This window comes from Actinophytocola sp., assembly GCF_036002505.1.
In the GTDB taxonomy this organism is placed as follows: domain Bacteria; phylum Actinomycetota; class Actinomycetes; order Mycobacteriales; family Pseudonocardiaceae; genus DASYTH01.
Map to the genome: position 1 here is coordinate 1 of NZ_DASYTH010000146.1, position 23743 is coordinate 23743.

Here is a 23743-nt window from a genome sequence, read left to right on the forward strand (position 1 = left end):
CGATCTCGGGCATGGCGCCGGGCGTCTCCCAGACCGACGGGTCGAGCTGGATCTGGGCGTTGCCCGTGGTGTAGCGCTGCTGCTGCGCCGTGCCGAGCCGGCCGAAGTTGCCTTCGGCGACGGCCATCACCGCGGTGTTGAGCGAGAAGATCGAACGCTCACTGCCCACTGTGGACACGACGCTGTCGCAGGACGGGCCGGGGTTGCCGGACGCGGCCGAGGTCGGCCCGCTACCGGTGTGGAACATCCCGTACTGCCCGGTGTAGCAGTCCCGCTCCCGCTGGGTCAGCGCCACGTTGGCGTGCCCGGCGGCGGCCAGCGGTCCGGTCGGCAACTCGACTTCCATCGGCGTGGCACCGATCCAGTGCCGCTGGAAGATCGTCGTGTTGTCGTTGGCCGGGTTGGCCGGATCATCGATGGACTCGGCATAGTTGCGCGCATCGCCGGAGGTCCACCACTGCGCCTCGAACCGGGTGCGCAGCGAGTTCGCGAGGTCACCGGCCCAGCGGGCGGTGGCGTTGTCGTGCTTGCCGGCCGCCATGTCCGCGAGGTCGAGCAGGCCGCGGATGTAGTAGACGGTGTTGTCCAGCTTCTCCACGCCCATGCCGGAGCGCTCGACGTTGCCGAGCCCTTCCGGCCATCCGTCGCCGTCGGCGTCCAGGGTGCCGGCGACGTAGCGCAGGTTGCGCACGGCGAAGTCGTACAGGTCGTCGCGGAATGCGTTGTCGCCGGTCCACCGCCACACCAGCGCGACCGTGCTGGGGAACTTCACGGTCTCGTCGGTGTTTCCGGCGTCGGCGTTGACTCCGAAGTAGACGTCCCCTGTGGACACCACCTCGTGAGCGACCTTGCCGCTGTGCGCGTTGACGATCTCGCTCACGTCGCGCAGCGCCCGGAGATGCGACTTCATCGTGTCGAACTGGCCGGCGGCCACCGCGGCGAACGCGGTGTACTCGCCGTCCGTGGCGAAGAGCCAGGGATAGTCCGGGAATCCGGCACCGTACCAGCGCGCCCGGTCCACGGTGCCGGCCGCGGCCGGGTAGGCCCGCCCTTCGTCGACGTCCCGCAGCGCCAGGCCACGGGCCTCCTGCACGGAGCTCGCCAGCATCTGCTTGCTCCAGTCGACGCTCTGCTGCAGCAGCCGGTCACCCGGCAGGTCCACCACGGAGCGCCCGGCGAGATCCCGCCGGCTGTCTACAACGGACCGCAGCGCGGACTCGGGATTCCGCGCGGCCGAGGCGAACTCCGCCTGTGCCGCACCGAGCCCGCGGTCCGAGCCGGCCACGGTGAACCAGACGGTGGTCGCGCGGCCGGGACGCAACGCGACCCGGTAGTCCAGCCGGCCACCGGTGCCGTGCCCGGTCAGCGAATCGTCGCAGCGCGCCGGGATCAACCCGTCCGCCGCGCACATGACGGCCGGTTCCTGCGGCCCGCGATGCCCGGCACCGAGCGCGTGCCCGGTCGGGGTCAACGAACCGCCGACCACCGCCGCGTAGTCGTGCGCACCGAGGCCCGGTGAGGTTCCGTTCTCCCGGAACACCAACGTTCCATCGGCGAACGAGCCGGTGTCCGGCAGGTTGACGTCGGCGGCGCCCGGTGAGGTCCAGCCCCACGGATAGGCCGGCATCAGCTCGGAATGCGCGTCCATGGCCAGGTTCACCGTGCGCGGCGCGTCGGACCGCAGCGACAGCCCGATGACGGCGGCACGTGACCCTGACGGCACGAAGTCGACCCGGTCGACCCGGACGCCACCGCGCGGCTGGTAGGCGAACTTCTGGTAACCCCAACCGCTGATGTAGCGGGCGGTGCCGACGTCGGTGCCGAGCCAGGCACCGTCCACACCGAACCACAGGCCGTCCAGCAGCTTCACCGGCGGCGTCCAGAAACCGCCCATCTCGCCGCGGACATGCCAGCCGCTCGCCGGGTACAGGCCGGATTCGTCGCCCAGGGCGATGAACCGGTCCCCCGTCACCAGCGAGCGGCGGTCGGCCAGTCTTGCCGTCTCGGATAACTCCACCAACCCGGCGCCGGAGACCACTGTGTCTACAGTGGACTCCGCGGCTGCGGCCGGGGCGGTGCAAACGGACAGGGTTAGCGCAGCCGTAGTGAGCAGGATCCTCGTGCTGCGAAGTTTCACTACTTGACTCCTCCCGCGGTGAGGCCGGCGATGATCCGGCGCTGGAAGATCAGCACGACGATGACGAGCGGGACGGTGAGGATCACGCCCGCGGCCATCTTGGTGCCGAACGGCGAGTCGAACCCGGTGAGGCCGGTGAACTTGGAGACCGCCACGTTCGCGGTCTGCAGGCTCTTCTCGTTCACCATGGTCAACGCGATGATGAACTCGTTCCACGTGGCGATGAACGCGAGGATCGCGGTGGTGAACATGCCGGGTGCGGCCAGCGGAATGATGATCTTACGGAAGGCCTGGCCGCGGGTGAGCCCGTCGACCATCGCGGCCTCTTCGAGTTCCTTCGGCATCTGCCGGAAGAACGTCGCCAGCACCCACACCGTCAGCGGGAGCGCGAACGACAGGCTGGGCACGATCATCGCCTGGTAGGTGTTGATCCACCCGATGTCGGTGAACAGCCGCAGCAGCGGCACGAGCAGCGCGATGACCGGGAACATCGACATGGCGATGATGACCCCGGCGACCAGGTTCTTGCCGCGGAACTCCATGCGCGCGATCGTGTACGCCGCGAACGTGCCGAGGATCAGGGTCAGGATCGTGGTGATCCCGGCGACGACGACGCTGTTCAACAGGTTCCGGCCGAAGCCGACGTCCGCGCGGAACACCCCCTTGAAGTTCTCCATCGACAAGGGACTGGGGAACAGCGTGTTCTCGCCCTGCTTGTTCGGCTCGCGGAAGGCCGAGGCCAGCATCCAGTAGAACGGGGCGAGGCAGTAGAGGACGATGACGGCGATGCCGACGTGCAGCAGCCAGCGGCGACCTGTCTGGGGTTTGGCGCTCATCGGGTGCCTCCCACCATGGCCGGCTCGAGCTTGGGCGCCCGGGCAGCCCGTTGTTTGACTTCCTTCCGCCTGGTCCTGGCCTCGCCGATGACGTCCGCGCCGAGCAACTTGACGAACACGAACGCGACGATCACGACGTAGATGAACAGCACGGTGGCGTAGGCGGCCGCCGGCCCGTAGCGCAGGTTCGTCGCCTCGTCCTGGGCCAGCATGGACAGCGTCTCGACCGACGTCTTCCGCGGGCCGATCATGACGTACGGCAGGTCGAACATGCGCAGCACGTCCAGGGTTCGGAACAGCACCGCGACCACCAGCGCCGGCTTCACCAGCGGAAGGGTGATCTGCCAGAACGTCCGCCAGGCGTTGGCGCCGTCCACCCGGGCGGCCTCGTAGACGTCGTTCGAGATGATCTGCAGCCCGGCCAGCGTCAGCAGCCCGATGAACGGCGCGGTCTTCCAGGTGTCGGCGATGACGATCGCCCAGAACGCCTGCGAGCCCTCGGCGGTCCAGAGGATCTGCTGGTTGAGGACCGCATTGGCCACGCCGTCGGTCTGGAAGATCCACTGCCAGAGGAGGGCGGACACCGCCGTCGGGATGGCCCACGGCACCAGGATGCTGGCCCGCACCAGGCCACGGCCGCGCAACGCGTGGTGCATGACCAGCGCCATCGACACGCCGATCAGGATCTCGATGGAGACCGAGATCAGGGTGAACAGGGAAGTGTTGGCGAAGGCGTTCCAGAACCGGTCGGCGGTCTCGCCCTGGAAGATCGCCGTGTAGTTCTTGATGCCGACGAAGTTCTCGCCCTCGCAGACGAACCCTTCCTCGTCGACTCCCTCACACTTCCGGTAGAGGGACTCGCGCAGAGCCGCGATCAGGGGGTAGGCGATCACCACCGCCAGCACGACGAATGTGGGCGAGAGCAGAAGCGCGGCGAGCTTGCCGGACCCCTGCGGACTCATCTTCGGGGCGGACCCCGGCTTCGCCCTCCCCGCGGGCGGGGCGGGCGCGGCGGTTGTGGTCACGATGACCTCCTTGCTGTCCAAGGGAACCCGGACGGACGAGCGCGATTCGCGCCCGCCCGTCCGGGAACCGCGATCACGACGAGGTCAGCTCCTCGAGCTTCTTCTGGAGGTCGGAAAGCGCCTGGTCAGGCGTCTTCGTACCGGTCAGCGCCGCGTAGGCGTTCTCCTGGATGGCGGCAGTGACGTCGCCGTACTTGACCGCCTTCGGCCGCGGCTTGGCACTCAGGATCGAGGCCTTCAGCGTGGGCAGGTACGGGAACTCCTTGATCAGCGCCTGGTCCTCGTAGAGCGCGGTGCGGGTCGGCGCCTGCGAGGTGGCCAGCAGGTTGGACTTCTCGCTCTCCTCGCTGGTGAAGTACTTGATGAAGTCCAGCGCGGTCTTCTTGTTCTTGGCGAACGCGGAGATGGCGAAGTTGTGCCCGCCGAGGGTGGAGCTGCCGGTGCCGGTGGCGCCGGGCAGCGGAGCCACGTTGAACTTGCCGGCCACCTGCGAGGAACCGTCGGTGGCGTTGGCCTTCGCCCACTGGTACGGCCACTGCCGGTGGAAGAGCAGCTCACCGGCCTGGAACGCGCGCCGGCCCTCCTCCTCCTTGTACGTGATGGCCTTCTGCGGGATGGCGCCGGTCTTGAAACCGTTCACCAGGGCCTCGAGCCCGGCCTTGGCCTGCGCGCTGTTCACCGTGGGCTTGCCACTTTCGTCCACAATGGACCCACCGGCGGACTGCACGGCCTCGGCGAAGTTCACCGTCAGGCCCTCGTACTTCTCGAACTGGCCGGCGTAGCAGCCGACGTTCGCGCCCTGCGGCGTGGCCTTCACCTTGGCGCAGTCCGTGATCATGTCGTTGAGCGTTTTCGGCGCCTCGGTGACGCCGGCCGCGTCCAGCAGATCCTTGCGGTAGTAGAGCAGCCCGCCGTCGGAGTAGACCGGCACGGCGTAGAGCTTGTCGCGGTACTTGGCGGTGTCCACGGCCGGCTTGAGGAACGCCGAGTCGAGGTCGGGGAACTCGCTCTGGGGCAGTTCGACGACCCACTTGTTGGCGGCGAACTCCGCGGTCCACACCACGTCCAGGTTGAGGATCGTGTACGCGTCGGACTTCACCTGGGCGTTCTGCACCATCTGCTGGCGCTGGCCGTCCGCGGACTCCGGCAGCTCGACGATGCGCACCTTCTGGTCGGCGTGGTCGGAGTTCCACTTGTCGACCAGCTTCTGCATGTTGCCCGAGGTGTCCTTGCCGGTGGCGAACGTGATCTCGCCGGTGCCGGTCAGCTCGGACGAGCTACCTCCACCTCCCCCGCTGCTGCTTCCGGAGTTGCTGTTCCCGCAGGCCGCAAGCAGGACCGCGGCGGCCAGCACGGTCGCGCCGCGTATGGCCCTTGCTCCAACAATCATGTTCCGTTCTCCTGTCGATCCGGATGGACAACTGGCGTCGAGCCGTAGATCGGCAACGACAAGTTGGCGGGGTTTATATCAGCGCTGGCTCGACTGATGATCGTGGCCGGGAGCAGAACGCCCTCGGTTTCACCCGGCGGTGACTCCAGCAGGCGCAGTGCCGTGGCCGCGATCTCGGCGACCGGCTGGCGGACGCTGGTCAACCCCGGGGTGACCGCGGCGGCCAGCGGTGTGTCGTCGAACCCGGTCACGGCCACGTCGATCCCCGGCCGGGCACCGCGCTGGGTGACCGCCCGCATCACCCCCAACGCGAACACGTCGGAGAGCGCCATGATGGCCGTCGGCGGATCCGGCCGGTCCAGCAGGGCGTGCGCGGCCCGCTCGCCGTGCGCCACCGTGTCCCCGGCGCAGGCCACCGACATGCGGGCGACCGGCAGGCCGCGCCGCACGCAGGCGTCGCGCCAGCCCCGCCGGCGGTCCTCGGCGGCACCCAGCCGGCCGCTGCGCCCGACGAACCCGATCCGGCCGTGCCCGAGCGCGTACAGCCCCTCGACCAGTGTCGAGCACGCCGCCGCACCGTCCACGTCGACCCAGGATCCCGGTTCCGCACCGGTTTTCGGCCAGGTCCGTCCGAACGAGACGAACCGGATGTCCCGCTCGCTCATCCAGCGGTGCCGCGGATCGTCGCGCTCGGTGTCGGAGAGCACGAACGCGTCGACCGCCTGCTGGGCGATCAGGTCGGCGTACATCGCGAGACCGGACGCCCCGGGTGGTGCGGTGAACAGCAGCACGTGCCGGCCCACCGCCTCCATCGCCGCGGACAGCGCGTGCAGGAACGAGTCCATCATGGAGTTCGCGTAGCCGACCGAGCGCTGCGGGATGCAGTAGCCGATCAGCCCGGCGCTGCCCGTGCTGAGGCTGCGGGCGCTGCGGTTGGGCCGGTACTTCAGGTCGTCGATGGCCTTGATCACCTTAGCCAGGGTCCCCGGCTCCAGGCGGTGCGGCGCGTTGATGGCATTGGACACGGTCTGCCGCGACACGGCAGCCCGAGCCGCCACCTGGCGCAGGGTCACCGCGCGGTGCCGGACCGACCGTTGAGTCATCGTCGACTCCCTTGGCCCCCTGCCGCCTTTATATCTTTCCCCTTCGTGGTGCCCCGCGCTCACCCCGGTCGTTTGACCGGTCAAACGCGGGCCTAGGGTGTCCCTACCCAAGGCCCCCTGTCAACCCCGGCCGGTCGATCTTGACTCAAGGAGTTATCCGTGGGCACCGATCAGCAGGCATTACACGACCTGGTGACTTTGGCGCACGCACCGGATCTTGTGCTGTCCGGTTCGGACGGTCAGGTCTCCCCGGGTGGCCCGCAGGGCTGGTACAGCACGGATCGGCGCGCGCTGTCCCGGCTGTCGGTCGACCTCGCGGCGGGCCGCGTCGTGCCGGTAAGCGTGCACCGTGAGGGCGCCTCGACGGTGATCGTCCACAACGTGATCAGGGGAATTGCCAGGGAGATCGCCGATCCCAAGGTCCTCCTTACCCGGCGGCGCACGGTCTCCCCGGCGTGCTTGACCGAGAAAGTGCTGCTGCGCAACCACGGCGACGCCGCGGTGTCGCTGATGCTCCGGGCACAGGTCGGAACCGACCTCGCCGGCATCGACGCGGTCCGGTCCGGCGGGCGCACTTCGCCGGTGGCGCCACTCTTGCACTCCGACGGGGTGCGCTGGGAGGCCGAAAATGTCACTGTTTCGTTGCAATGCACACCTTCGGCGGACTCAGCGTCCGTGGCGGACGGGGCGGCGGGGTTGCGCTGGGAGGTCTCGCTGCCGGCCGGCGGCGCCTGGTCGGTGACCTTGTCGGCACGGTGCTCGCCCGGTCCGGTGGCCGGGTTCGCTCCGGTCGCAGTCACCGAGAGTCCACAGTGGACAGTTTCGTCGCCGGACGAGCTGGTGGCGGCGAACCTCGCCGACCTCGAGGCGTTGCTGCTGGCCGACCCGGAGAAACCGGACGACCGGTTCGCCGCGGCCGGGGCGCCGTGGTACCTGACGCTGTTCGGCCGGGACGCGCTGTGGACGGCGTCGATGCTGCTGCCGGTCGCGCCCTGGCTGGCGGTTGGGACCCTGCGGGTGCTGGCCCGGCGCCAGGGCGTGCGCCTCGACCCGGCCGCCGAGGAGGCGCCCGGCAAGATCCTGCACGAGGCGCGGCCCGGCCCGCTGCGGTTCGGCGACCTGACGCTGCCACCGCTCTACTACGGCACCATCGACGCCACCGCGCTGTGGGTGCGGCTGCTGCACGACGCGTGGCGGGCCGGCATGCCGCCCGCCGAGGTCACGGCGCTGCTGCCGAACCTGGTGCGCGCCATGGATTGGATCACCGGACCGGCCGCGGACCCGGACGGCGACGGCCTGCTCGAGTACGCCGCGTCCAGCCCCGGCGGCCTCGCCAACCAGGGCTGGAAGGACTCCGCCGACGCGATCCGGCACCTCGACGGCCGGCACGCCACGGCCCCGGTCGCACTCTGCGAGGTCCAGGCCTACGCCTACGCGGCCGCGGCCGGCGCCGCCGCCCTCGCCGAGGCGTTCGGCCTACCGGATGGCGACACATGGCTGAGCTGGGCGGACCGTCTGCGTACCCGGTTCCACGCCGCGTTCTGGCTGCGTGACGAGGTCGGCCCCTATCCCGCCATCGCCCTCGACGGTGCCAAGGTCCCGGTCTCCGGCGCCGCCTCCAACATGGGCCACCTGCTCGGCACCGGCCTGCTGTCCGCCGAGCAGTCCGCCCGGGTCGCCGCCCGACTCGCCGCCCCCGACCTCACCACCGGCTACGGCCTGCGCACCCTCACCACCCGCAGCGCCGCCTACAACCCGCTCAGCTACCACTGCGGCTCCATCTGGCCGCACGACACCGCCATCGCCATCCTCGGCCTCACCGCCGACGGCCACCACGACCTGGCCGCCCATCTGGCCGACGGCCTCCTCCGCGCGGCCCGCCACTTCGACAACCGCCCCCCAGAGCTCTACGCGGTCCTTGACGAGGGCCCGCCCGTCCACTACCCCTCCGCCTGCCGCCCCCAGGCCTGGTCCGCCGCCGCCATCCTCGTCGCCGCCCGCTAAACCCGCGAGTCCCCAGTTCAGGACCGCGAGTTCCTAGTTCGGAACCGCGAACTCACGTGCCCGAAGTGGGGACTCGCGTGCTGGAACCGGGGACTCGCGAGATCCGGAGCTGAGCGAGGCGGGTGGGGGTGGGCCAGCGGACGTCGGTGACCCAGCCGAAGCGTTCGAAGAGCCAGATGAGCCGGGCGGAGATGTCGATCTGCCCGCGGTGCACGCCGTGCCGGGCGCAGGTGGGGTCGGCGTGGTGCAGGTTGTGCCAGGACTCGCCCATGCTCAGGATCGCGAGGGGCCAGAAGTTGGCGGAGCGGTCGCGGGCGGTGAACGGGCGGCTGCCGATCATGTGGCAGATGGAGTTGACCGACCAGGTCACGTGGTGCAGGAACGAGACGCGGACCAGGCCCGCCCAGAAGAACGCGGTGATCGCCCCCCACCAGGACCAGGTGAGCAGCCCGCCGAGCACCGCCGGGGCGGCCATCGTGACCGCGGTCCACAGCCCGAACTGCCGGTGCACGCGCCGGATGTCGTTGTCCGCCAGCAGGTCCGGGGCGAACCGCTCCTGGTTGGTGAGCTTCCGGTCGAAGATCCATCCCATGTGGGCGTGCCAGAAGCCGCGCGCCAGGGCCAGCGGGGACGAGCCGAACAGCCACGGCGAGTGCGGGTCACCGTCGCGGTCGGAGAACGCGTGGTGGCGGCGATGGTCGGCGACCCAGTGCAGGATCGGCCCCTGCAGCGCCATGCTGCCGGCGATGGCCAGCGCGATCCGCATGGGCCGCTTGGCCTTGAATGCGCGGTGCGTGAAGTAGCGGTGGAAGCCCACCGTCACGCCCAGACAGGTGCCCGTGTAGAACACCGCGGCCAGCGCGAGGTCGGTCGGCCCGACACCCCACCCCCAGGTCAGCGGGACGGCAGCGACCAGGGCCGCGAACGGCCCGAGGATGAAGAAATACATGGCCAGCTGCGACGCGGCGGTGCGTTCGCCGCCGAGCACCGGCTTCGGACCACTGGTCATGACCTCACGGAAACGTTCGCGCACACACGGAAGCAAACCAGGAGACAAACCGGGCATCAAGCCTCCGTGAACATCGTTCCCTTCAGCGGTCGTCCCGACCCGACCAACGGTTCAGCCGCCGGTGGTGAGTTCGCCGAGGGCCTTGGTGATCTCGGCGGCGTATGTGGAGAGTTGGGTGTAGACACCGGGGAACTGCGGTTGGGCGCAGCCGTGTCCCCAGCTGACGATGCCAACCTGGACGTCCGTGCCGTCCTCGAGGTGGGCGATCATGGGTCCGCCGGAGTCGCCCTGGCAGGTGTCCACGCCGCCGACCCCGAACAGCCCCGCGCAGAGCATGGCGTCGTCGACGAAGTTGGCCCCGCTGTCCCGGTACGCCTTGCCGCAGGTGGCATCGTCGACCGCGGGCACCTGCGCCTTGAGCAGGAACCGCTGCTGCTCCCCGCCCTCCCGGTCCGCGCCCCAACCCATGATCGTGAACGGGCCGGCACCGTGCCCGTCCGCCGACACCAGGGGCAGCACCGGCACCTCAACCGGTTCAGCAAGCGTGACCAGCGCCCAGTCGTCGCCCCGGTCGTAGGTCACATACTTGGGCGCCTTGTAGACGTAGGCCGAGTGCACCTTCACCGCGTCCGCGGCGGCCAGGTCGACCGCGGCCGCGGTCACCATGATCCCGGTGTTGACCCCGGTCGGCCCGGACATGCAGTGCGCCGCGGTCAGTACGACATCCGTGCGCACCAGCGCACCGCCGCACCCCACGGACAGCCGCACCACCCACGGGAACTCCCCCTTGGCCGCCGGCGTCCCGCCGACCACGACCGGCCCGGCCGACGCCACGGGCACGAGCGCGACGAGCAACGACCCAATGAGTCCAAAGAGGACAAAAAGGCGGCGCATGACCCTCATCCTGACGCGGTGCGGCACACGATCCAGCCTCTGCCCAACGCGTTTCAAAGTCCAATACACGAACGGGTGAATTTGAGGCCGATCAGTCTACCCAAGCGTGAATGTGGCGATGGCGCGTTCCTGGAGGCTGCCGAGATACACCGTGCCGTCCCGCTCGCGCACGCCGGTGACCATGTGGAATGCGTCGGGCGTGCCGTAGAACTCGTGCACCAGCCGGCCGTCGGCGCCGTCCACGGCACGCACCCAGACCGTGCGCTTCTCCTTGGGACGCAAGCGTTCCGGCAACGCCCAGACGGCCTTGCGGAGGGACGGGTGCAACGGATGCAACCGGTCGAGCAGCGGGTCGCGCGGGGTTGCCATGGCCACCCAGATCAACCCGTCGGAGCCGGTGGAGAGGTTGTCCGGAAAACCGGGCAAATTGCCATCCAGCGCCGAAACCGTGCCGGACTTCCCACCCCGCAGCCTCACCTTGTCCAGCCGGTACGCCCCGGTCTGCGCGACGACCAGGTAGGACTCGTCGGGCGCCAGCGCCACCCCGTTGGCGAACTGCAGACCGGTCAGCACCGTGTCGACCGACCCGTCCGGATTGCGCCGCAGCAGCCGCCCGGTGCCCGAGTGCTCGATCAGGTCGGCCACGTAGTGCTCGAGGTCGAAGCGGCTCGTCGAGTCGGTGAAGTAGATCGTCCCGTCCCCGGTGACTGCGGCGTTGTTGCACACCCGCAGGTCCGGCCCGCGCGGGACCAGCGTCTCGATCTCCCCGCTCGCCCGGTCGGCCAGCAGCAGCCCCTTCGCCGCATCGCAGACCAGCAACCGCCCGTCCGGGTACAGTTCCAGGCCCAGCGGCCGGCCGCCGGTGTCGGCGATCGTGTCCAGGCGCCGGCCGTCCGCGGTGAGCCGCAGGATCCGGCCGTCCGCCACGCCGGTGAACACGTTGCCCTTCTCGTCGACCACGACGTCCTCGGTGCCCAACCCGTTCACCGCCAGCACGGTCAGCGCGGGCAACGTGTTCCGGGCGGGACGGGACCGCGGCCGCGGCGGCTGCCAGACAACCGGTTCGATACTCGGACGACGCATGTGCCCTCCTTACTCGTTTGCCCATGGTTCGCTCGCAAGCTCGCTCACTAGCGGTAGCTCAGCAACTCCCGGTTCGCCCCCTCGAAATGCGCGTGCTCGTTCCAGGACACCAGCGAGGTGCCGGACCGGCCGTGCACCAGCTTGGTCAGGCTGGCGTTCACCATGGTCCGGTTGAGCGCCAGGAAACCCTGTGGCGGCAGGCCGAGCAGCACGGCGCAGATCGCCGAGATCACCCCGCCGGAGGTGAACACCAGCGCCGTGCCGCCCTTGCCGAGCCCGGCGAACAACTCGGAAAGCGCCGCGCGGGCACCGTCCCGGAACGCCGGCCAGCCCGCCCCGCCGCCCGTCATCCAGCCCAGCAACGACTCCTCGAGCAGCGCCTGGAACTCCCGTGTGGACAGTGGCCGGTCCACGGACTGCTGCACCAGCTCGAGGTGGTCGTACTCGTTCCATCTCGGATCCTCGACCACCGGCAGATCCACCCCGGCCACGGACAGGCAGGCCGACACGGTGCCCCGGTGCCGGCGGAGCGTGCCGGAACACGCCTTGTCCACGCGGACATCGCGGCGCCGAAGCTCCTCACCGAGCACTTTGGACTGCTGCTCCCCCACCGGCGACAGCACGTCGTAGTCGTCCGCACCGAACGACGCCTGCCCGTGCCGGATCAGGTAAGCCGTGGGCATCAGCGCTCCATCGCCTGGCGGCAGCGCCATTCCAGGTATCCCGCGTACATCCAGAGATCCTTGAACGCCGGGTTGTGCGTCTGCCCGTGGTGGTACCGGTAGTAGATCTGCTGCATGATCACCGCCAGCCGGAAGAGCCCGAACACCTCGTAGAACGTCCAGTTCCCCGCGGAGAGCCCCATCTTCGAGCAGTAGTAGCCGACGATCTCCGCGCGGGTCGGCATGCCCGGCAGGTGCGTGGGCTGCTTGCGGGAGCGGTGCGCCACCTCGTCGTCGTCGGCCTGCACCCAGTAGGCGACCACCCCGGCGAGATCCATCAGCGCGTCGCCGAGCGTGGCCATCTCCCAGTCCAGCACGCCCACCACCTGGAGCGTGTCCGGGCCGTCCAGGATGAGGTTGTCGAACCGGAAGTCGTTGTGGATGACGCAGATCCGCACATCGTCCGGCCGGTTCTCCTCCAGCCAGGCCATGACCTCGGTGAACTCCGGCACGTTCTCGGTGCGGGCCGCACGGAACCGCTCCGACCAGCCGCGCACCTGGCGCTCCACGTAACCCTTGCCCTTGCCCAGGTCGGCGAGCCCGGCCATCTCCGGATCGACCTGGTGCAGCTCGATCAGCCGGTCGATGATCTCCAACGCCAGCGAGTGCGCCCGGTCCGGCGGGAGCGTCATCCCGGCCGGCAGGTCGCCGCGCAGGATGATGCCCGGAATCCGCTCCATCACATAGAAATCCGAGCCGAGCACACCGTCGTCCTCGCACAGCGCGAGCACCTTCGGCACGTACGGGTACACCGGGAGGAGCTGGCGCTGCACCCGGTACTCCCGCTTCATGTCGTGCGCCGAGCGAGCCTTCTTCCCCACCGGCGGCCGGCGCAGGATCAGCTCCCGGTCCGGGTAGCGGAGCAGGTAGGTCAGGTTCGACGCGCCACCGGGAAACTGCCGCACCTCCGGCAGTCCGCTCAATCCGTCCACATGAGACGAAAGCCAGCCGTGCACCGCGGCCGTGTCGAAACCGTCCTCCTCGCGCACCTCGCCCGGCTGATCAACGAGTGTCACGCGCCGCCCTCCAGCACCTTCCGGAACCTGTCCCAGTACCGGCGCACCTCGCGGTCCACCAGGCCCGGCAGGTACCGCTTGAGCCTGGTCGACCGGCGCCCCTCCTTGTGCGTCAGCACCAGGAACCGCTTGCGCGCCACCGCGTCGAACACCTGCTCGGCGACGTCCTCCGGGGTCACCGTGGAGGTCTCCATCAGCTTCTGGTTGAGCTTCGCCACGGCCGGGTTGGTGCCGCGGATCCGGTCGCCGAGGTTGGTCTTGACGTAGCCCGGGCAGACCACGGTCGTGGTGATCCCGTACGGCGCCAGCTCGTGCCGCAGCGTCTCCGACAGCGAGATCACGCCAGCCTTGGTGACGTTGTACGAGCTCATCGCCGGCAGGTTCATGAACCCCGCCAGCGAGGCCACGTTCACCAGGTGCCCGGAACCCTGCTTCTTGAACAGCGGCACGAACATCCGGCAGCCGCGCACCACGCCCTTGAGGTTGATGTTCAGGATCCAGTCCCAGTCCATGAGGTCGATCTGCTCGAACGGCCCGCCCGCTGCCACCCCGGCGTTGTTGACCAGGACGTCCAGCCCGTCCCACTCCCGCTCGCACCACTGCAGGGCGGCCAGCCACGTCGCGTTGTCCGTGACGTCCAAACGAAGGAAGCTCGCCTCCAGCTCCTTGGCCACCGACTCGGCGGCCGCTTCGTCCACATCGGACACCAGAACGCGCCAGCCCGCCCGCGCGAACCGGGTCGCCATGGCTTTGCCCAGCCCGGAACCCGCTCCGGTAACCAAAACTCTCACGCGAGGTATCCGGCCAGTTCCGCGCGGGCCACGAGGTTGAGGTGCACCTCGTCCGGGCCGTCGGCCAGGCGCAGCGCCCGGGCGCCGGTGTAGGCCGCGGCCAGCGGGAAGTCGTCGGTCACGCCGGCCGCACCGTGCAGCTGGATGGCCATGTCGATCACCTGGGTGGCCACGTTCGGCACCACCACCTTGATCTGCGAGACCTCGCTGCGCGCGCCGCGCAGACCCACGGTGTCCAGCTTCCACGCGGTCTCCAGCACCAGCAGCCGGGCCTGGTTGATCGCGATCCGGGCGTGCGCGATCCGCTCCCGGTTGCCACCGAGGTTGGCCAGCGGCTTGCCGAACGCCACCCGCTCGGTGGCCCGCCGGCAGCCCAGCTCCAGCGCCTTCTCGGCCAGCCCGATCAGCCGCATGCAGTGGTGGATCCGCCCGGGTCCCAACCGCCCCTGGGCGATCTCGAAGCCGCGGCCGGGCCCGGCGATCACCGCGTCGAGCGGCAGCCGCACGTCGGTGAACGTGACCTCGCCGTGCCCGAACGGCTCGTCGTGCCGGCCGAACACCGGCAGCATGCGCTTCACCTCGACACCCGGCGTGTCCAGCGGGACCAGCACCATGGAGTGCTGGGCGTGCCGCGGCGCGTCCGGGTCGGTCAGCCCCATGAAGATCGCCACCCGGCAGTTCGGGTGCCCGATCCCGCTGGAGAACCACTTCCGTCCATTGAGGACGATCTGGTCGTCCTTGACGATCGCGGTGGCGGCCATGTTGGTGGCGTCGGAGGAGGCCACCTCCGGCTCGGTCATGCAGAACACCGAGCGGATCTCCCCGCGCAGCAACGGTTCCAGCCACTGCTCCTGCTGCGCCGGGCTGCCGTAGAGGTGCAGCACCTCCATGTTGCCGGTGTCCGGCGCGCTGCAGTTGAAGATCTCCGGCGCGATGAACGAACGGCCCATCAGCTCGGCCAGCGGCGCGTACTCCACATTGGACAGTCCGGCACCGCGCCCGGTGCCCGGCAGGAACAGGTTCCACAGGCCCTGCCCGCGGGCCTTGGCCTTGAGCTCCTCGATGACCGGGAGCACCACGTACGGGTTCTCCTGGGCGTGCAGGGTGCGCAGGTACTCGGGCTCGACCGGCTCGATCTCGGTCCGGATGAACTCACCGACCCGCTGGATGTAGTCCGCCGCCTTTGCCGAATGCGCGAAGTCCATGAGTGCTCCTGTCAGGTGGGCGTTGCCCCGAAGTTACCCCTACTATCGAGTAATACCCAAGAGACACGGAGCGTGACGGGAGCACCATGAGGCGTCAGCCGTCGACGGTGTATGTGCTGCATGAGAACCCGGACTGGTACCCGCCGTTCGCCGCGGCGTTCGACGCCGAGGGGGTGCCGCACGAGCCGTGGCTGCTCGGCGACGGCACGCTCGATCTGAACGCGGTGCCGCCGCCCGGCGTGTTCTGGTCCCGGATGAGCGCCTCCGCCCACACCCGCGGGCACGTGCACGCCAAGGACCACACCCGGGCGGTGCTGGCCTGGCTGGAGGCCTCCGGCGCCCGGGTGGTGAACGGGCGGCGGGTGCTCGAACTGGAGGTGAGCAAAATCGACCAGCTCACCGCGCTGGAGGCGGCCGGGTTCGACGTGCCGTACACGCTGGCCGTGGTCGGGTCCGGCGACCTGCTGGCCGCCGCCCGCAAGCTCCCGGCGCCGTTCGTGAGCAAGCACAACCAGGGCGGCAAGGGGCTCGGGGTGAAGCGCTTCGACAGCGTCGAGGAGTACGCCGAGTACCTGGAGTCACCGGGCTACCAGCCGCCGGTCGACGGGATCACGCTGCTGCAGGAGTACGTCCGGCCGGCCGAGCCGTTCATCACCCGGGTCGAGCTGGTCGGCGGCGAGCTCGTCTACGCGATCACCGCCGACGTGGGGCGCGGCGGGTTCGAGCTCTGCCCCGCCGACGCCTGCGCGGTCGACGACGACCCGCCGCTTTTCGCGCTGCGCAAGGACTTCGACCACCCGGTGATCGGCCGGTACCTGGACTTCGCCGCCGCGCACGGCATCGAGATCGCCGGGTTCGAGTTCATCGAGTCCGCGGACGGGCGCCTGGTCACCTACGACGTCAACACGAACACCAACTACAACCCCGACGTCGAGGCCACCGCACCGCGCTCCGGCCCGCGTATGATCGCCCAATTCCTCGGCCGACTCCTGGAGCAGTGATGCGCTTCGGATACTGGATGCCGGTCTTCGGCGGGTGGCTGCGCAACGTGCCGGACGAGAGCATGAGCGTCGACTGGCCCTACATCCGGCACCTGGTCGCGGCCAGCGAGCGGCACGGGTTCGACCTGACCCTGATCGCCGAGCTGAACCTCAACGACATCAAGGGACACCGGGCCCCGGCGCTGGACGCCTGGACCCTCGCCCCGGCCGTGGCCGCGGTCACCGCCACCCAGGAGCTGATGCTCGCGGTGCGGCCGAACTACCACTCCCCCGCGGCCACCGCCAAGGCACTGTCCACACTGGACCTCATCGCGCCCGGCCGGCTCAGCCTCAACGTGGTCTCCTCGTGGTGGAAGGACGAGGCCAGCCAGTACGGCGCCCCGTTCGACGTGCACGACGCCCGCTACGCCCGCACCGAGGAGTGGCTCACCGCCCTGCGCCGGCTGCTCACCGAGGACACCGTGACCCACCACGGTTCCCTGTACCGGTACGAGGAAACCGTGCTTGAGCCCAAGCCGTCCCGGGTACCCACCGTCTACATGGGAGGCGAGTCGCCCAAGGCCAAGGAGGTCATCTCCACCCACGGCGACGCCTACGTGATGCACGGCGACCCGCCCGAGGTGATCGCCGCCAAGGTGGCCGACCTCAACACCCGCCGGGCCGCTGCCGGCCGCCCACCCATGATCTTCGGCGTCTCCGGCTACGTCATCTGCCGCGACACCGAGTCGGAGGCGGACGCCGAGCTGGAACGCATCCTCGACGTGCGCTCCTCGCCGGAGGCCTACGCCTCGTACCGCGACTTCATCGAGGGCTCGCACCTGGAGTCCGAGGTGTCGCTGCGCGAGTACAGCGTGTCCAACCGCGGGCTGCGCGCCGGGCTGGTCGGCACCCCCAAGCAGATCACCGAGCGGATCCGCGACTACGAAGCCGCCGGCGTCGACCTGATGCTGCTGCAGTTCTCCCCGCAGCACACCGAGATGGCCCGGTTCGGCCGCGACGTCATCGCCCACTACCCCGGGCCGGCCGAGGACCGGCCGAACTTTTCCAGGTAGCCGACCACCTGATCGAGGTCGACGGTGGCGGTGAGCAGCTGCTCCTCCCTCCTCGGCGCGGCGAGTTCGGAGCCGTCCGGGAAGAACAGTGTGCTGCGGCCGAGATAGATGATGCCGTCGAGGTCCTCGCCGATGCGGTTGCAGAAGACGCTGACCACCTGATTCTCCAGGGCCCGGGCTTTGTGAATCGTGCGCAGGAAATCAACGCTGACCGTGGACGGGCCGGCCACGACGCGTGCGCCACTCGCCACGGCATGGCGGACCGGCAGTGGATCGACGATGTCCATGCAGATCTGAATCGATACGCTGAGCCCGTCTACCAGGGTCATTCCGCGGTAGCCACCCGGTGCGAAATTACCTTCCTCCTTCCCGAATAGGTGACTCTTGTCCTGCACCGAGAACCGCGTGGTGCCGTTCTGGATGATGACAACATTGTTCGCGGCATGATCGGCTTTGCGCACGGGCAGGCTACCGATCAGGTTGACCCGGTTACTCCGCGAGAGCAGCTGCAGGGGATGGAGCAGGCCGGCGAGCGCGGTGCGATCCATGACATCGCGCTCGAACTGGGTGTAGCTGCCCAGGAAGAACTCTGGGAGGACGATGGTCGCGTCGCGCACGCCGGCGAGGTGCGCACTGATGAAACCGACATTGCCGTCCGCCGAGCGTAGTTGCGGGGCGTACTGGAGCAGACCGACGGTTGCGCCGCGCGCGCGTGGCAACGGAGGGTTGACCGGCCAATTCTGATGGTAGTGACCGATAACCGAGTCCGGTTCACGCCCTGTCCCAAGTTCGAACAGGGTTTCCGATTGGTCACCTCTCAGTTTCTTCATCGGCGCCCATCCTAGCAGACAGTTCTACATTACTGATCGAGGCGTGCGTTCGAGGATATGATCTCCCAATACCAGGTAGTTCAAATTGAGGCGCACCGCGGTGCGTATCGCGTCGACCGGTGTTTCAACAATGGGCTCGTCCGGCCCGTTGAACGAGGTGTTGAGCAGGACCGGCGTGTCGGTGAGCCGGCCGAATTCGAGCAGTAGCCGGTGCACCAGTGGTTCCTGCCCCGCGGCGAGCGTCTGCACCCGTGCGGTGCCGTCGACGTGCACCGCCGCCGGGATGGCGGATGCGCGCTTCGGGCGGACCGCCACCGCGAACGCCATCACCGGTGACGGCCCGGTCAGCTCGAAGTACTCCGCCGCCACCTCGACGGGCACGATCGGAGCGATCGGCCGGAACCACTCGCGACCTTTGATCCGGTTCACCCGGTCGCGCATCTGCAGCCGGCGCGGATCGGCCAGGATGCTCCGGTGCCCCAGCGCTCGCGGGCCCAGTTCCGACCGGCCCTGGAACCAGCCGACCACGTTGCCCCGGGCGAGAATCCCGGCGCACAGTCGCGGCAGCAACTCGGCACCTTGCGGCCCGGCGGTGGTGAAGTCAGTACCGTGGCAGCGGATCGCATCCGCGATCTCACGCTCGGTGTAGTCGGGGCCGAGATACACCGAATCGAGCGGCGGGCAGTCCATGCCCCGGGCTGCGAGCAGCGCGTAGAGCTTGCCCACCGCCTGCCCGTCATCCCCCGGCGCGGGCACCACGAACACCTCGTCGAAGAGCCCCGACCGCCGGATCCGCTCGTTCGCAACGCAGTTCAGCGCCACCCCGCCGGCGAGGCAGAGCCGGGTTCTTCCGGTGCGCTCCCGCGCCCGTCCGGCCAGACCCACCAACACGTTCTCCAGCACCGCCTGACCCGCGAACACGATGTCCATGTCGTCCTGAGTCGGCCAGCACGCCCCGGGCGGCGCCTGGCGGAGGGCGTTGAGCTCCCGCCAGACCGCGGCCTGCTCGGCGGACGGCCCCGGCCAGCCGTAGAACTTCGGCCCGAGCGTGTGGCCCAGAATGCTGCGGGTGAGCAACGGGTTGACGTCGAACGCGCCGTCCGGCCGCGTACGGACGTATTCCCGAAAGAGATCCAGGTACGGCGACGGGCCGCCGTATGCGGCCAGCGCCATCGCCTTTCCTTCAGCAAAAAGCTCACCGAAGCCGGCCAGTGCGGTGACCGCGGTGTAGAAATGGCCGATCGAGCGTGCCGCGAATGGCCCGGGATCGCTGTTCAGATCGTCGACCTGGTTAATTCTTCCGCACCGCCCGTCCCAGATGGTCGTCGTGGAAAGGTGGTCACCGGCCGGTCCCTGCCCGTCAACGACGAGGATCGCGGCGTCGGTAAAGCCCGACCCATAAAATGCACTGGCCGCGTGGTACAGGTGGTGGTTATCTGTCTCGAGGCCGCCGGCCGAATCAACAAAATGGTCCCCGTCGCCGCCGAACTCATGCCCGGGCAGCCGTTCCTTGAGATAGTCGTAGGCGAGCTTGGAGTTCCAGCTGTGCTTGTACCGTTCGCCGACCCGTTCGGAGGCGAGGGCCAGCAGCTCACCGGGTGACATGAGAATGGCAACACCGCCGTCATGCCAGCTTGTCGCGTGGCTCGCGACAATCGCCCGAAACATGATCTTTCTCCGTGCCATGTAACGTCGGAGGAGCCTGTCAGTAATCCAGATCGCTCGCTCCCGACCGCCGTTACAAATTGCAGATCGCCAGTTGCAGAACCGTGCTCATCGAGGGTAACGTCGCTCTCTCTCGCCGCCAACACAAGGAACTCCTGATGCGAAGACTGTTGGTAGTCCTCATGATCCTCGCGGCCGGCGTCGCGGTGCCGATCCCCGACGCCAGCGCGGCCCCGGCCATTTCCGCAGGGTTGCCTACCTGTACCCCGGGCGCCGCGATCGACCGGATGGTCGGCTACATCCGAACCCAGCAGCGGCCCGACGGCTCGTTCCCGAGCATCGGGCAGAGCTCCACCGCCGACGCGGTGTACGCGCTGGTCGCCTCCGGCGTGAACCCGTCACGGGTGCGCACCGGCGGCAACTCGGCGATCGACTGGATCTACACGCAGACCGGCAGCCTGGACAGCACCGGCACGGCCGCGAAGTTCCTGCTGGCGCTGATCCTCGCCCGGCGCTCCACCGTGGCGCCGAACGGTTTCGACTACCTGGCCCGGGTGCGGAACGCGTTCGACCCGGCCACCGGGCTCTACGACGCCAACCCCACCGGCAACCACTACGCGCTGATCGCCCTGCGCGCGGCCGGCCAGCGGGTGCCGGCGGCCGCGATCCAGGCACTGCTCGCCCAGCAGCAGGCCGACGGCGGGTGGAGCGCCTACCTGCCGCCGCAGAACACCGACACCAACACCACCGCGGTCGCGATCATCGCGCTCATCCTGAACGGCCGGTCCGGCGCGCCGGTCACCCGGGCGCTGGGGTACCTGCGTACGCAGCTCGCCCCGGAGGGCGGGTTCACCTTCTCCACGGTGTTCGGGAACGCGAGCGACGCGAACTCCACCGGCCTGGTGATCCCGGCGCTGCTGGCCGCCGGGCAGAACCTGCGCCGCTGGGAGGTCGGCGGGATCGACCCGGTGGAGCGGCTGCTGCAGCTGCAGGAGCCGAGTGGCGCGTTCCGGTTCAGTGACGCCTTCCCCGGGGACAACGCGTTCGCCACATTCCAGGCCGGCCCGGCCGCCGGTCTCACCCGCTGCTGAACCCCTTGCCGATGATGAGCCGGGCTCACCCCTGGCGGTCGGGGCCGGCGCGGTCGATCCGGATCCGGATCAGGCAGCGCTGGTCCCGCACCATCGCCGCGCGGTAGTCGTCCCAGTCCGGGTGCTCGCCGGAGATCGACCGGTAGTAGTCCACCAGCCCGTCCATCGCGTCGGGCAGCGAGACGATCTCCACCGGCCCCTCGGCCTGGATCCACTGGCCGAAGAACTGGTCGTTGAGCGCGCACACCCAGGCCCGCGGGTCGCGTCGCAGGTTCTTCACCTTGTACGCGGTCTCCCGGGTGGAGATCACCGCGTAACCCTCGCCGTCGATCCCCAGCGTCACCGGCGAGAGCTGCGGCGTCCCATTGGATCGCAGGGTGGCCAGCACGGCACGGTGGTTGGCGCGCAGGAAGTCCCGCGCCTTGTCAAGATCCATGCCGCCAACCCTAGCGCTCGGCTGGCGCCATCGGCTTGTTGCGACATCAACGAGCGCTGCCCGTGTCGAGATACAAGACCATCGCGTCGAAATGTGGTGAATCGGCATAAGGCTGGAGCTTGCCGACCTTCTGCCATCCCCACCGCGTATACGCTGTTTGAGCGGCCGCATTGTCCTCCCGGACCAGAAGCGTGGCTCGCTCTTCCCGACGGCTGCCGAGCAGTTCGTCGGGCAGGGCGTGTGCTACGCCTTTTCCCTGCCAATCGGGCACAACCATCAGCTCATTGAGGGCGAACGTCCGTGTCCCGGTCTCTTCGATGAATCCCTCTGGCACCGGAGTAGTGAGGCCTTGCCACCACCGGGCGTTCGGCGGGAGGGCATAGCCGAACGCCTGCCCGACAGGAACGTCCCCGATGTAGGCCACCACCAAGGCGAAACCCGGTGCAACCAAGTAGCCACGCACGCGCTCGATGAACCTCTCCGCCGAGTAGAACGGATTAGCGATGACATCGCCATGGCTGGCCTCATACAAAGGTCCAACGATGACGGCAAGGACATTCTCGGCCGATGCTGAATCATAACGACGAAAGGCCGTTCTCGCCGGCATCACTGCCTATCCTTCCCGGCAGGGGTAACAAGTTCCCACGCCTGCTGATAGCCCGGCTGGCGGCGCTCGCTTGGCGACACCGTGTCCAGAGTCGAGAGCGCGCTACGCAATACGATTCCATCGCGCCGCTGCCACGCTGAAGCCGCTCCATCGTCATGGTGAGATGACGTGTTCCCACCAACGCTCAACTGAGTTCGATCAGCTTGTTGCGGAGGAGCTTGCCGGTGGCGTTGCGGGGCAACTCGGCCAGGAACACCACCTCGCGCGGAACCTTGAACCGGGCGAGGTTGGCCCGGACGTAGGACTTCAGCTCGGATTCGTCCACCGTGGACTTTTCGTGGAGGACCACGAAGGCGCACAGCCGCTGGCCGAACTCGTCGTCGGGGACGCCGACGACCGCGGCTTCGACCACGGCCTCGTGCTCGGCGAGCAGGTTCTCGATCTCACCGGGGAACACGTTCTCCCCACCGGAGACGATCATGTCGTCATCCCGGCCGTCGATGAACAGCCGCCCGCCCTCGTCGAAATGCCCCACGTCGCCGCTGGACAGCAGCCCGTCGATGATCTTCTTGTGCCGCCCGTCGGTGTAACCCTCGAAGCTCAGCCCGCTGCCGACGAAAACCCGGCCCAGCGCGTTCGGCTCGGTGACCCGGCGGTCCGACTCGTCGTAGAGCGCCACCCGGCAGCCGACCGGCGGCCGGCCGACCGTGCCCGGCGCGGCCCGCCAGTCCTCCGGCGTGGCCACCGTCGCCACCGCCACCTCGGTGGAGCCGTACAGGTTGTAGACCACGTCGCCGAACGCGCGGACCGCCCGGTTGCCGAGCTCCGGGGACAGCGCCGAGCCGGCGGAGAAGATGATGCGCAGCGACGACGTGTCGTACCGGGCCAGCACGACCGGCCCCAGGTCGAGGATGCGCTGCAGCATGGTCGGCACCAGCACCAGCGCGGTGGCGCGGTTGTCCGCCACCGCGGCCAGCGTCGCCTCCGCGTCGAACCAGCGGCGCAGCACCACCGTGCAGCCCAGCCCGAACGACACGATGAACTGGGACAGCCCGGTGCCGTGGAACAGCGGCGCGGCCATCATGGTGCACTCATTGGCGCGCAACGGGATCCGGTCCAGGAACTGGGCGGCGATGAGCGGGTTGCTCACCTTGCGCTGCGCGCCCTTCGGGGTCCCGGTGGTGCCCGAGGTGAGCAGCACCAGGCCGCCGGACTCGCCAGGCGCCGGCACCGGGCGATCGCCGGTGCTGGCGATCAGCTCCTCGAGCGAGGTGGTGGCCGGCGGCCCGGAGTCCACCCAGGCCAGGAACCGCGGCAGGTCGCCGGGCAGCGCCGTGGCGAGCTCGGTGAACTCCTCGTCGTGGATGAACGCCGAGACGCCCTCCCGCTGGGCGACGTCCACGAGTTGCGGCCTGGCGAACCCGGTGTTCATCAGCAGCAGCCGGGCACCGAGCTTGCCGGCGGCGATCATGGTGTCGACCGCGCCCCGGTGGTCCCGGGCGAGCAGCCCGATCGTCGAGCCCACCCCGATCCCCTTGGCGGCCAGGGCCCGGGCCAGCGCGTTGGACCGCAGGTCGAGCTGCTGGAAGGTGAGCGGGCCGAGCTCGTCCACCAGCCCCACCGCGCGGTGGTCCCGGGCCGCGGCGTTGCGCACCGCGCCGGCGATGGGTCCCGTCTGCCGGACCGCGACCAGCCCGCGCAGCACAAGGTCCGGCCGCGACAGGTGCAGCAGCCCGGACCTTCTCAGCACGTCGAGGCTCCGCACCGCCGTCGGCACCCGTCCGGCCAGCTCCTTGGCCTGCTCGAGATAGGTCGACATCGACACCACATCGCCTCCGTCCTTTTG

The 23743-nt window shown here is 69.1% G+C and carries 21 protein-coding genes; 4 read left to right on the forward strand and 17 right to left on the reverse strand.

Going from position 1 to position 23743, the window contains the following annotated elements:
* The 5 genes from VGR06_RS12790 to VGR06_RS12810 form a co-directional block, all read right to left on the reverse strand.
* Positions 1–2137: hypothetical protein (locus VGR06_RS12790; RefSeq protein ID WP_327559257.1), on the reverse strand; the 2137-nt coding region annotated here is incomplete at its 3' end.
* Positions 2137–2973: a carbohydrate ABC transporter permease gene (locus VGR06_RS12795; RefSeq protein ID WP_327559258.1), complete on the reverse strand. Its 837-nt coding sequence runs from the start codon at positions 2971–2973 to the stop codon at positions 2137–2139. The genes VGR06_RS12790 and VGR06_RS12795, both read right to left, overlap by 1 nt.
* Positions 2970–3998, reverse strand: a complete 1029-nt coding sequence (locus VGR06_RS12800; protein WP_327559259.1) for a sugar ABC transporter permease — start codon at positions 3996–3998, stop codon at positions 2970–2972. The genes VGR06_RS12795 and VGR06_RS12800 overlap by 4 nt, the downstream gene beginning before the upstream one ends.
* Before the next feature lie 73 nt (positions 3999–4071).
* The gene (locus tag VGR06_RS12805) at positions 4072–5388 is read right to left on the reverse strand and encodes an ABC transporter substrate-binding protein (protein ID WP_327559260.1); all 1317 of its coding nucleotides are present in this window, start codon (positions 5386–5388) and stop codon (positions 4072–4074) included.
* Positions 5385–6491: a LacI family DNA-binding transcriptional regulator gene (locus tag VGR06_RS12810; RefSeq protein WP_327559261.1), complete on the reverse strand. Its 1107-nt coding sequence runs from the start codon at positions 6489–6491 to the stop codon at positions 5385–5387. Before VGR06_RS12810 ends, VGR06_RS12805 begins: the two co-directional genes overlap by 4 nt.
* A 159-nt stretch (positions 6492–6650) precedes the next feature.
* Here VGR06_RS12810 and VGR06_RS12815 point away from each other — a divergent pair, with 159 nt between their 5' ends.
* On the forward strand, positions 6651–8495 hold the full coding sequence (locus VGR06_RS12815; protein ID WP_327559262.1) for a glycogen debranching N-terminal domain-containing protein: 1845 nt from the start codon (positions 6651–6653) through the stop codon (positions 8493–8495).
* A gap of 52 nt (positions 8496–8547) precedes the next feature.
* Here the strand turns inward: VGR06_RS12815 and VGR06_RS12820 are convergent, their stop codons facing one another.
* The 7 genes from VGR06_RS12820 to VGR06_RS12850 form a co-directional block, all read right to left on the reverse strand.
* Complete coding sequence (locus VGR06_RS12820) at positions 8548–9504, reverse strand: acyl-CoA desaturase (RefSeq protein ID WP_327559263.1); 957 nt, start codon at positions 9502–9504, stop codon at positions 8548–8550.
* A 111-nt stretch (positions 9505–9615) separates the two neighbouring features.
* Positions 9616–10398: a serine protease gene (locus VGR06_RS12825; RefSeq protein ID WP_327559264.1), complete on the reverse strand. Its 783-nt coding sequence runs from the start codon at positions 10396–10398 to the stop codon at positions 9616–9618.
* Between the two features lie 96 nt (positions 10399–10494).
* Complete coding sequence (locus VGR06_RS12830; protein ID WP_327559265.1) at positions 10495–11481, reverse strand: SMP-30/gluconolactonase/LRE family protein; 987 nt, start codon at positions 11479–11481, stop codon at positions 10495–10497.
* Positions 11482–11528: 47 nt separating this feature from the next.
* A complete protein-coding gene (locus VGR06_RS12835) occupies positions 11529–12164 on the reverse strand; it encodes a histidine phosphatase family protein (protein ID WP_327559266.1) in 636 nt (211 codons plus the stop codon).
* On the reverse strand, positions 12164–13219 hold the full coding sequence (locus VGR06_RS12840; RefSeq protein ID WP_327559267.1) for a phosphotransferase family protein: 1056 nt from the start codon (positions 13217–13219) through the stop codon (positions 12164–12166). The genes VGR06_RS12835 and VGR06_RS12840 overlap by 1 nt, the downstream gene beginning before the upstream one ends.
* On the reverse strand, positions 13216–14010 hold the full coding sequence (locus tag VGR06_RS12845) for an SDR family oxidoreductase (RefSeq protein WP_327559268.1): 795 nt from the start codon (positions 14008–14010) through the stop codon (positions 13216–13218). Before VGR06_RS12845 ends, VGR06_RS12840 begins: the two co-directional genes overlap by 4 nt.
* A complete protein-coding gene (locus VGR06_RS12850; protein ID WP_327559269.1) occupies positions 14007–15215 on the reverse strand; it encodes an acyl-CoA dehydrogenase family protein in 1209 nt (402 codons plus the stop codon). Before VGR06_RS12850 ends, VGR06_RS12845 begins: the two co-directional genes overlap by 4 nt.
* 86 nt (positions 15216–15301) lie before the next feature.
* On the opposite strand from VGR06_RS12850, the gene VGR06_RS12855 reads away from it, so the two are divergent.
* A complete protein-coding gene (locus VGR06_RS12855) occupies positions 15302–16216 on the forward strand; it encodes a hypothetical protein (protein ID WP_327559270.1) in 915 nt (304 codons plus the stop codon).
* Positions 16216–17268 (forward strand): LLM class flavin-dependent oxidoreductase, encoded by a 1053-nt coding sequence (locus VGR06_RS12860; protein ID WP_327559271.1) that lies wholly within the window; start codon positions 16216–16218, stop codon positions 17266–17268. The genes VGR06_RS12855 and VGR06_RS12860 overlap by 1 nt, the downstream gene beginning before the upstream one ends.
* Here the strand turns inward: VGR06_RS12860 and VGR06_RS12865 are convergent.
* Together VGR06_RS12865 and VGR06_RS12870 are read right to left on the reverse strand one after the other, a co-directional pair.
* The gene (locus VGR06_RS12865) at positions 17226–18098 is read right to left on the reverse strand and encodes a carbon-nitrogen hydrolase family protein (RefSeq protein ID WP_327559272.1); all 873 of its coding nucleotides are present in this window, start codon (positions 18096–18098) and stop codon (positions 17226–17228) included. The genes VGR06_RS12860 and VGR06_RS12865 overlap by 43 nt on opposite strands.
* A 24-nt stretch (positions 18099–18122) precedes the next feature.
* Positions 18123–19703: a carbamoyltransferase family protein gene (locus VGR06_RS12870; protein WP_327559273.1), complete on the reverse strand. Its 1581-nt coding sequence runs from the start codon at positions 19701–19703 to the stop codon at positions 18123–18125.
* Positions 19704–19921: 218 nt separating this feature from the next.
* On the opposite strand from VGR06_RS12870, the gene VGR06_RS12875 reads away from it, so the two are divergent.
* Positions 19922–20854: a prenyltransferase/squalene oxidase repeat-containing protein gene (locus tag VGR06_RS12875; RefSeq protein WP_327559274.1), complete on the forward strand. Its 933-nt coding sequence runs from the start codon at positions 19922–19924 to the stop codon at positions 20852–20854.
* Between the two features lie 25 nt (positions 20855–20879).
* Here VGR06_RS12875 and VGR06_RS12880 read toward each other — a convergent pair whose 3' ends face one another.
* The 3 genes from VGR06_RS12880 to VGR06_RS12890 all read right to left on the reverse strand — a co-directional run bounded on the left by VGR06_RS12880 (position 20880) and on the right by VGR06_RS12890 (position 23716).
* Positions 20880–21290, reverse strand: a complete 411-nt coding sequence (locus tag VGR06_RS12880) for a PPOX class F420-dependent oxidoreductase (protein WP_327559275.1) — start codon at positions 21288–21290, stop codon at positions 20880–20882.
* A 46-nt stretch (positions 21291–21336) separates the two neighbouring features.
* Positions 21337–21897, reverse strand: a complete 561-nt coding sequence (locus tag VGR06_RS12885) for a GNAT family N-acetyltransferase (RefSeq protein ID WP_327559276.1) — start codon at positions 21895–21897, stop codon at positions 21337–21339.
* Between the two features lie 184 nt (positions 21898–22081).
* Entirely contained in the window at positions 22082–23716 is a 1635-nt protein-coding gene (locus VGR06_RS12890; RefSeq protein WP_327559277.1) for an acyl-CoA synthetase, read from the reverse strand.
* Between the last annotated feature and the right edge of the window lie 27 nt (positions 23717–23743).

What these genes read in the sequence shown, in the direction of transcription:
- VGR06_RS12795 (WP_327559258.1), bottom strand. Translation starts at nt 2,973, where the DNA reads ATGAGCGCCAAACCCCAGACAGGTCGCCGCTGGCTGCTGCACGTCGGC.
- VGR06_RS12805 (WP_327559260.1), bottom strand. Translation starts at nt 5,388, where the DNA reads ATGATTGTTGGAGCAAGGGCCATACGCGGCGCGACCGTGCTGGCCGCC.
- VGR06_RS12810 (WP_327559261.1), bottom strand. Translation starts at nt 6,491, where the DNA reads ATGACTCAACGGTCGGTCCGGCACCGCGCGGTGACCCTGCGCCAGGTG.
- VGR06_RS12820 (WP_327559263.1), bottom strand. Translation starts at nt 9,504, where the DNA reads ATGACCAGTGGTCCGAAGCCGGTGCTCGGCGGCGAACGCACCGCCGCG.
- VGR06_RS12825 (WP_327559264.1), bottom strand. Translation starts at nt 10,398, where the DNA reads ATGCGCCGCCTTTTTGTCCTCTTTGGACTCATTGGGTCGTTGCTCGTC.
- VGR06_RS12830 (WP_327559265.1), bottom strand. Translation starts at nt 11,481, where the DNA reads ATGCGTCGTCCGAGTATCGAACCGGTTGTCTGGCAGCCGCCGCGGCCG.
- VGR06_RS12835 (WP_327559266.1), bottom strand. Translation starts at nt 12,164, where the DNA reads ATGCCCACGGCTTACCTGATCCGGCACGGGCAGGCGTCGTTCGGTGCG.
- VGR06_RS12850 (WP_327559269.1), bottom strand. Translation starts at nt 15,215, where the DNA reads ATGGACTTCGCGCATTCGGCAAAGGCGGCGGACTACATCCAGCGGGTC.
- VGR06_RS12855 (WP_327559270.1), top strand. Translation starts at nt 15,302, where the DNA reads ATGAGGCGTCAGCCGTCGACGGTGTATGTGCTGCATGAGAACCCGGAC.
- VGR06_RS12860 (WP_327559271.1), top strand. Translation starts at nt 16,216, where the DNA reads ATGCGCTTCGGATACTGGATGCCGGTCTTCGGCGGGTGGCTGCGCAAC.
- VGR06_RS12865 (WP_327559272.1), bottom strand. Translation starts at nt 18,098, where the DNA reads ATGAAGAAACTGAGAGGTGACCAATCGGAAACCCTGTTCGAACTTGGG.
- VGR06_RS12870 (WP_327559273.1), bottom strand. Translation starts at nt 19,703, where the DNA reads ATGTCACCCGGTGAGCTGCTGGCCCTCGCCTCCGAACGGGTCGGCGAA.
- VGR06_RS12875 (WP_327559274.1), top strand. Translation starts at nt 19,922, where the DNA reads ATGCGAAGACTGTTGGTAGTCCTCATGATCCTCGCGGCCGGCGTCGCG.
- VGR06_RS12880 (WP_327559275.1), bottom strand. Translation starts at nt 21,290, where the DNA reads ATGGATCTTGACAAGGCGCGGGACTTCCTGCGCGCCAACCACCGTGCC.
- VGR06_RS12885 (WP_327559276.1), bottom strand. Translation starts at nt 21,897, where the DNA reads ATGCCGGCGAGAACGGCCTTTCGTCGTTATGATTCAGCATCGGCCGAG.
- VGR06_RS12890 (WP_327559277.1), bottom strand. Translation starts at nt 23,716, where the DNA reads ATGTCGACCTATCTCGAGCAGGCCAAGGAGCTGGCCGGACGGGTGCCG.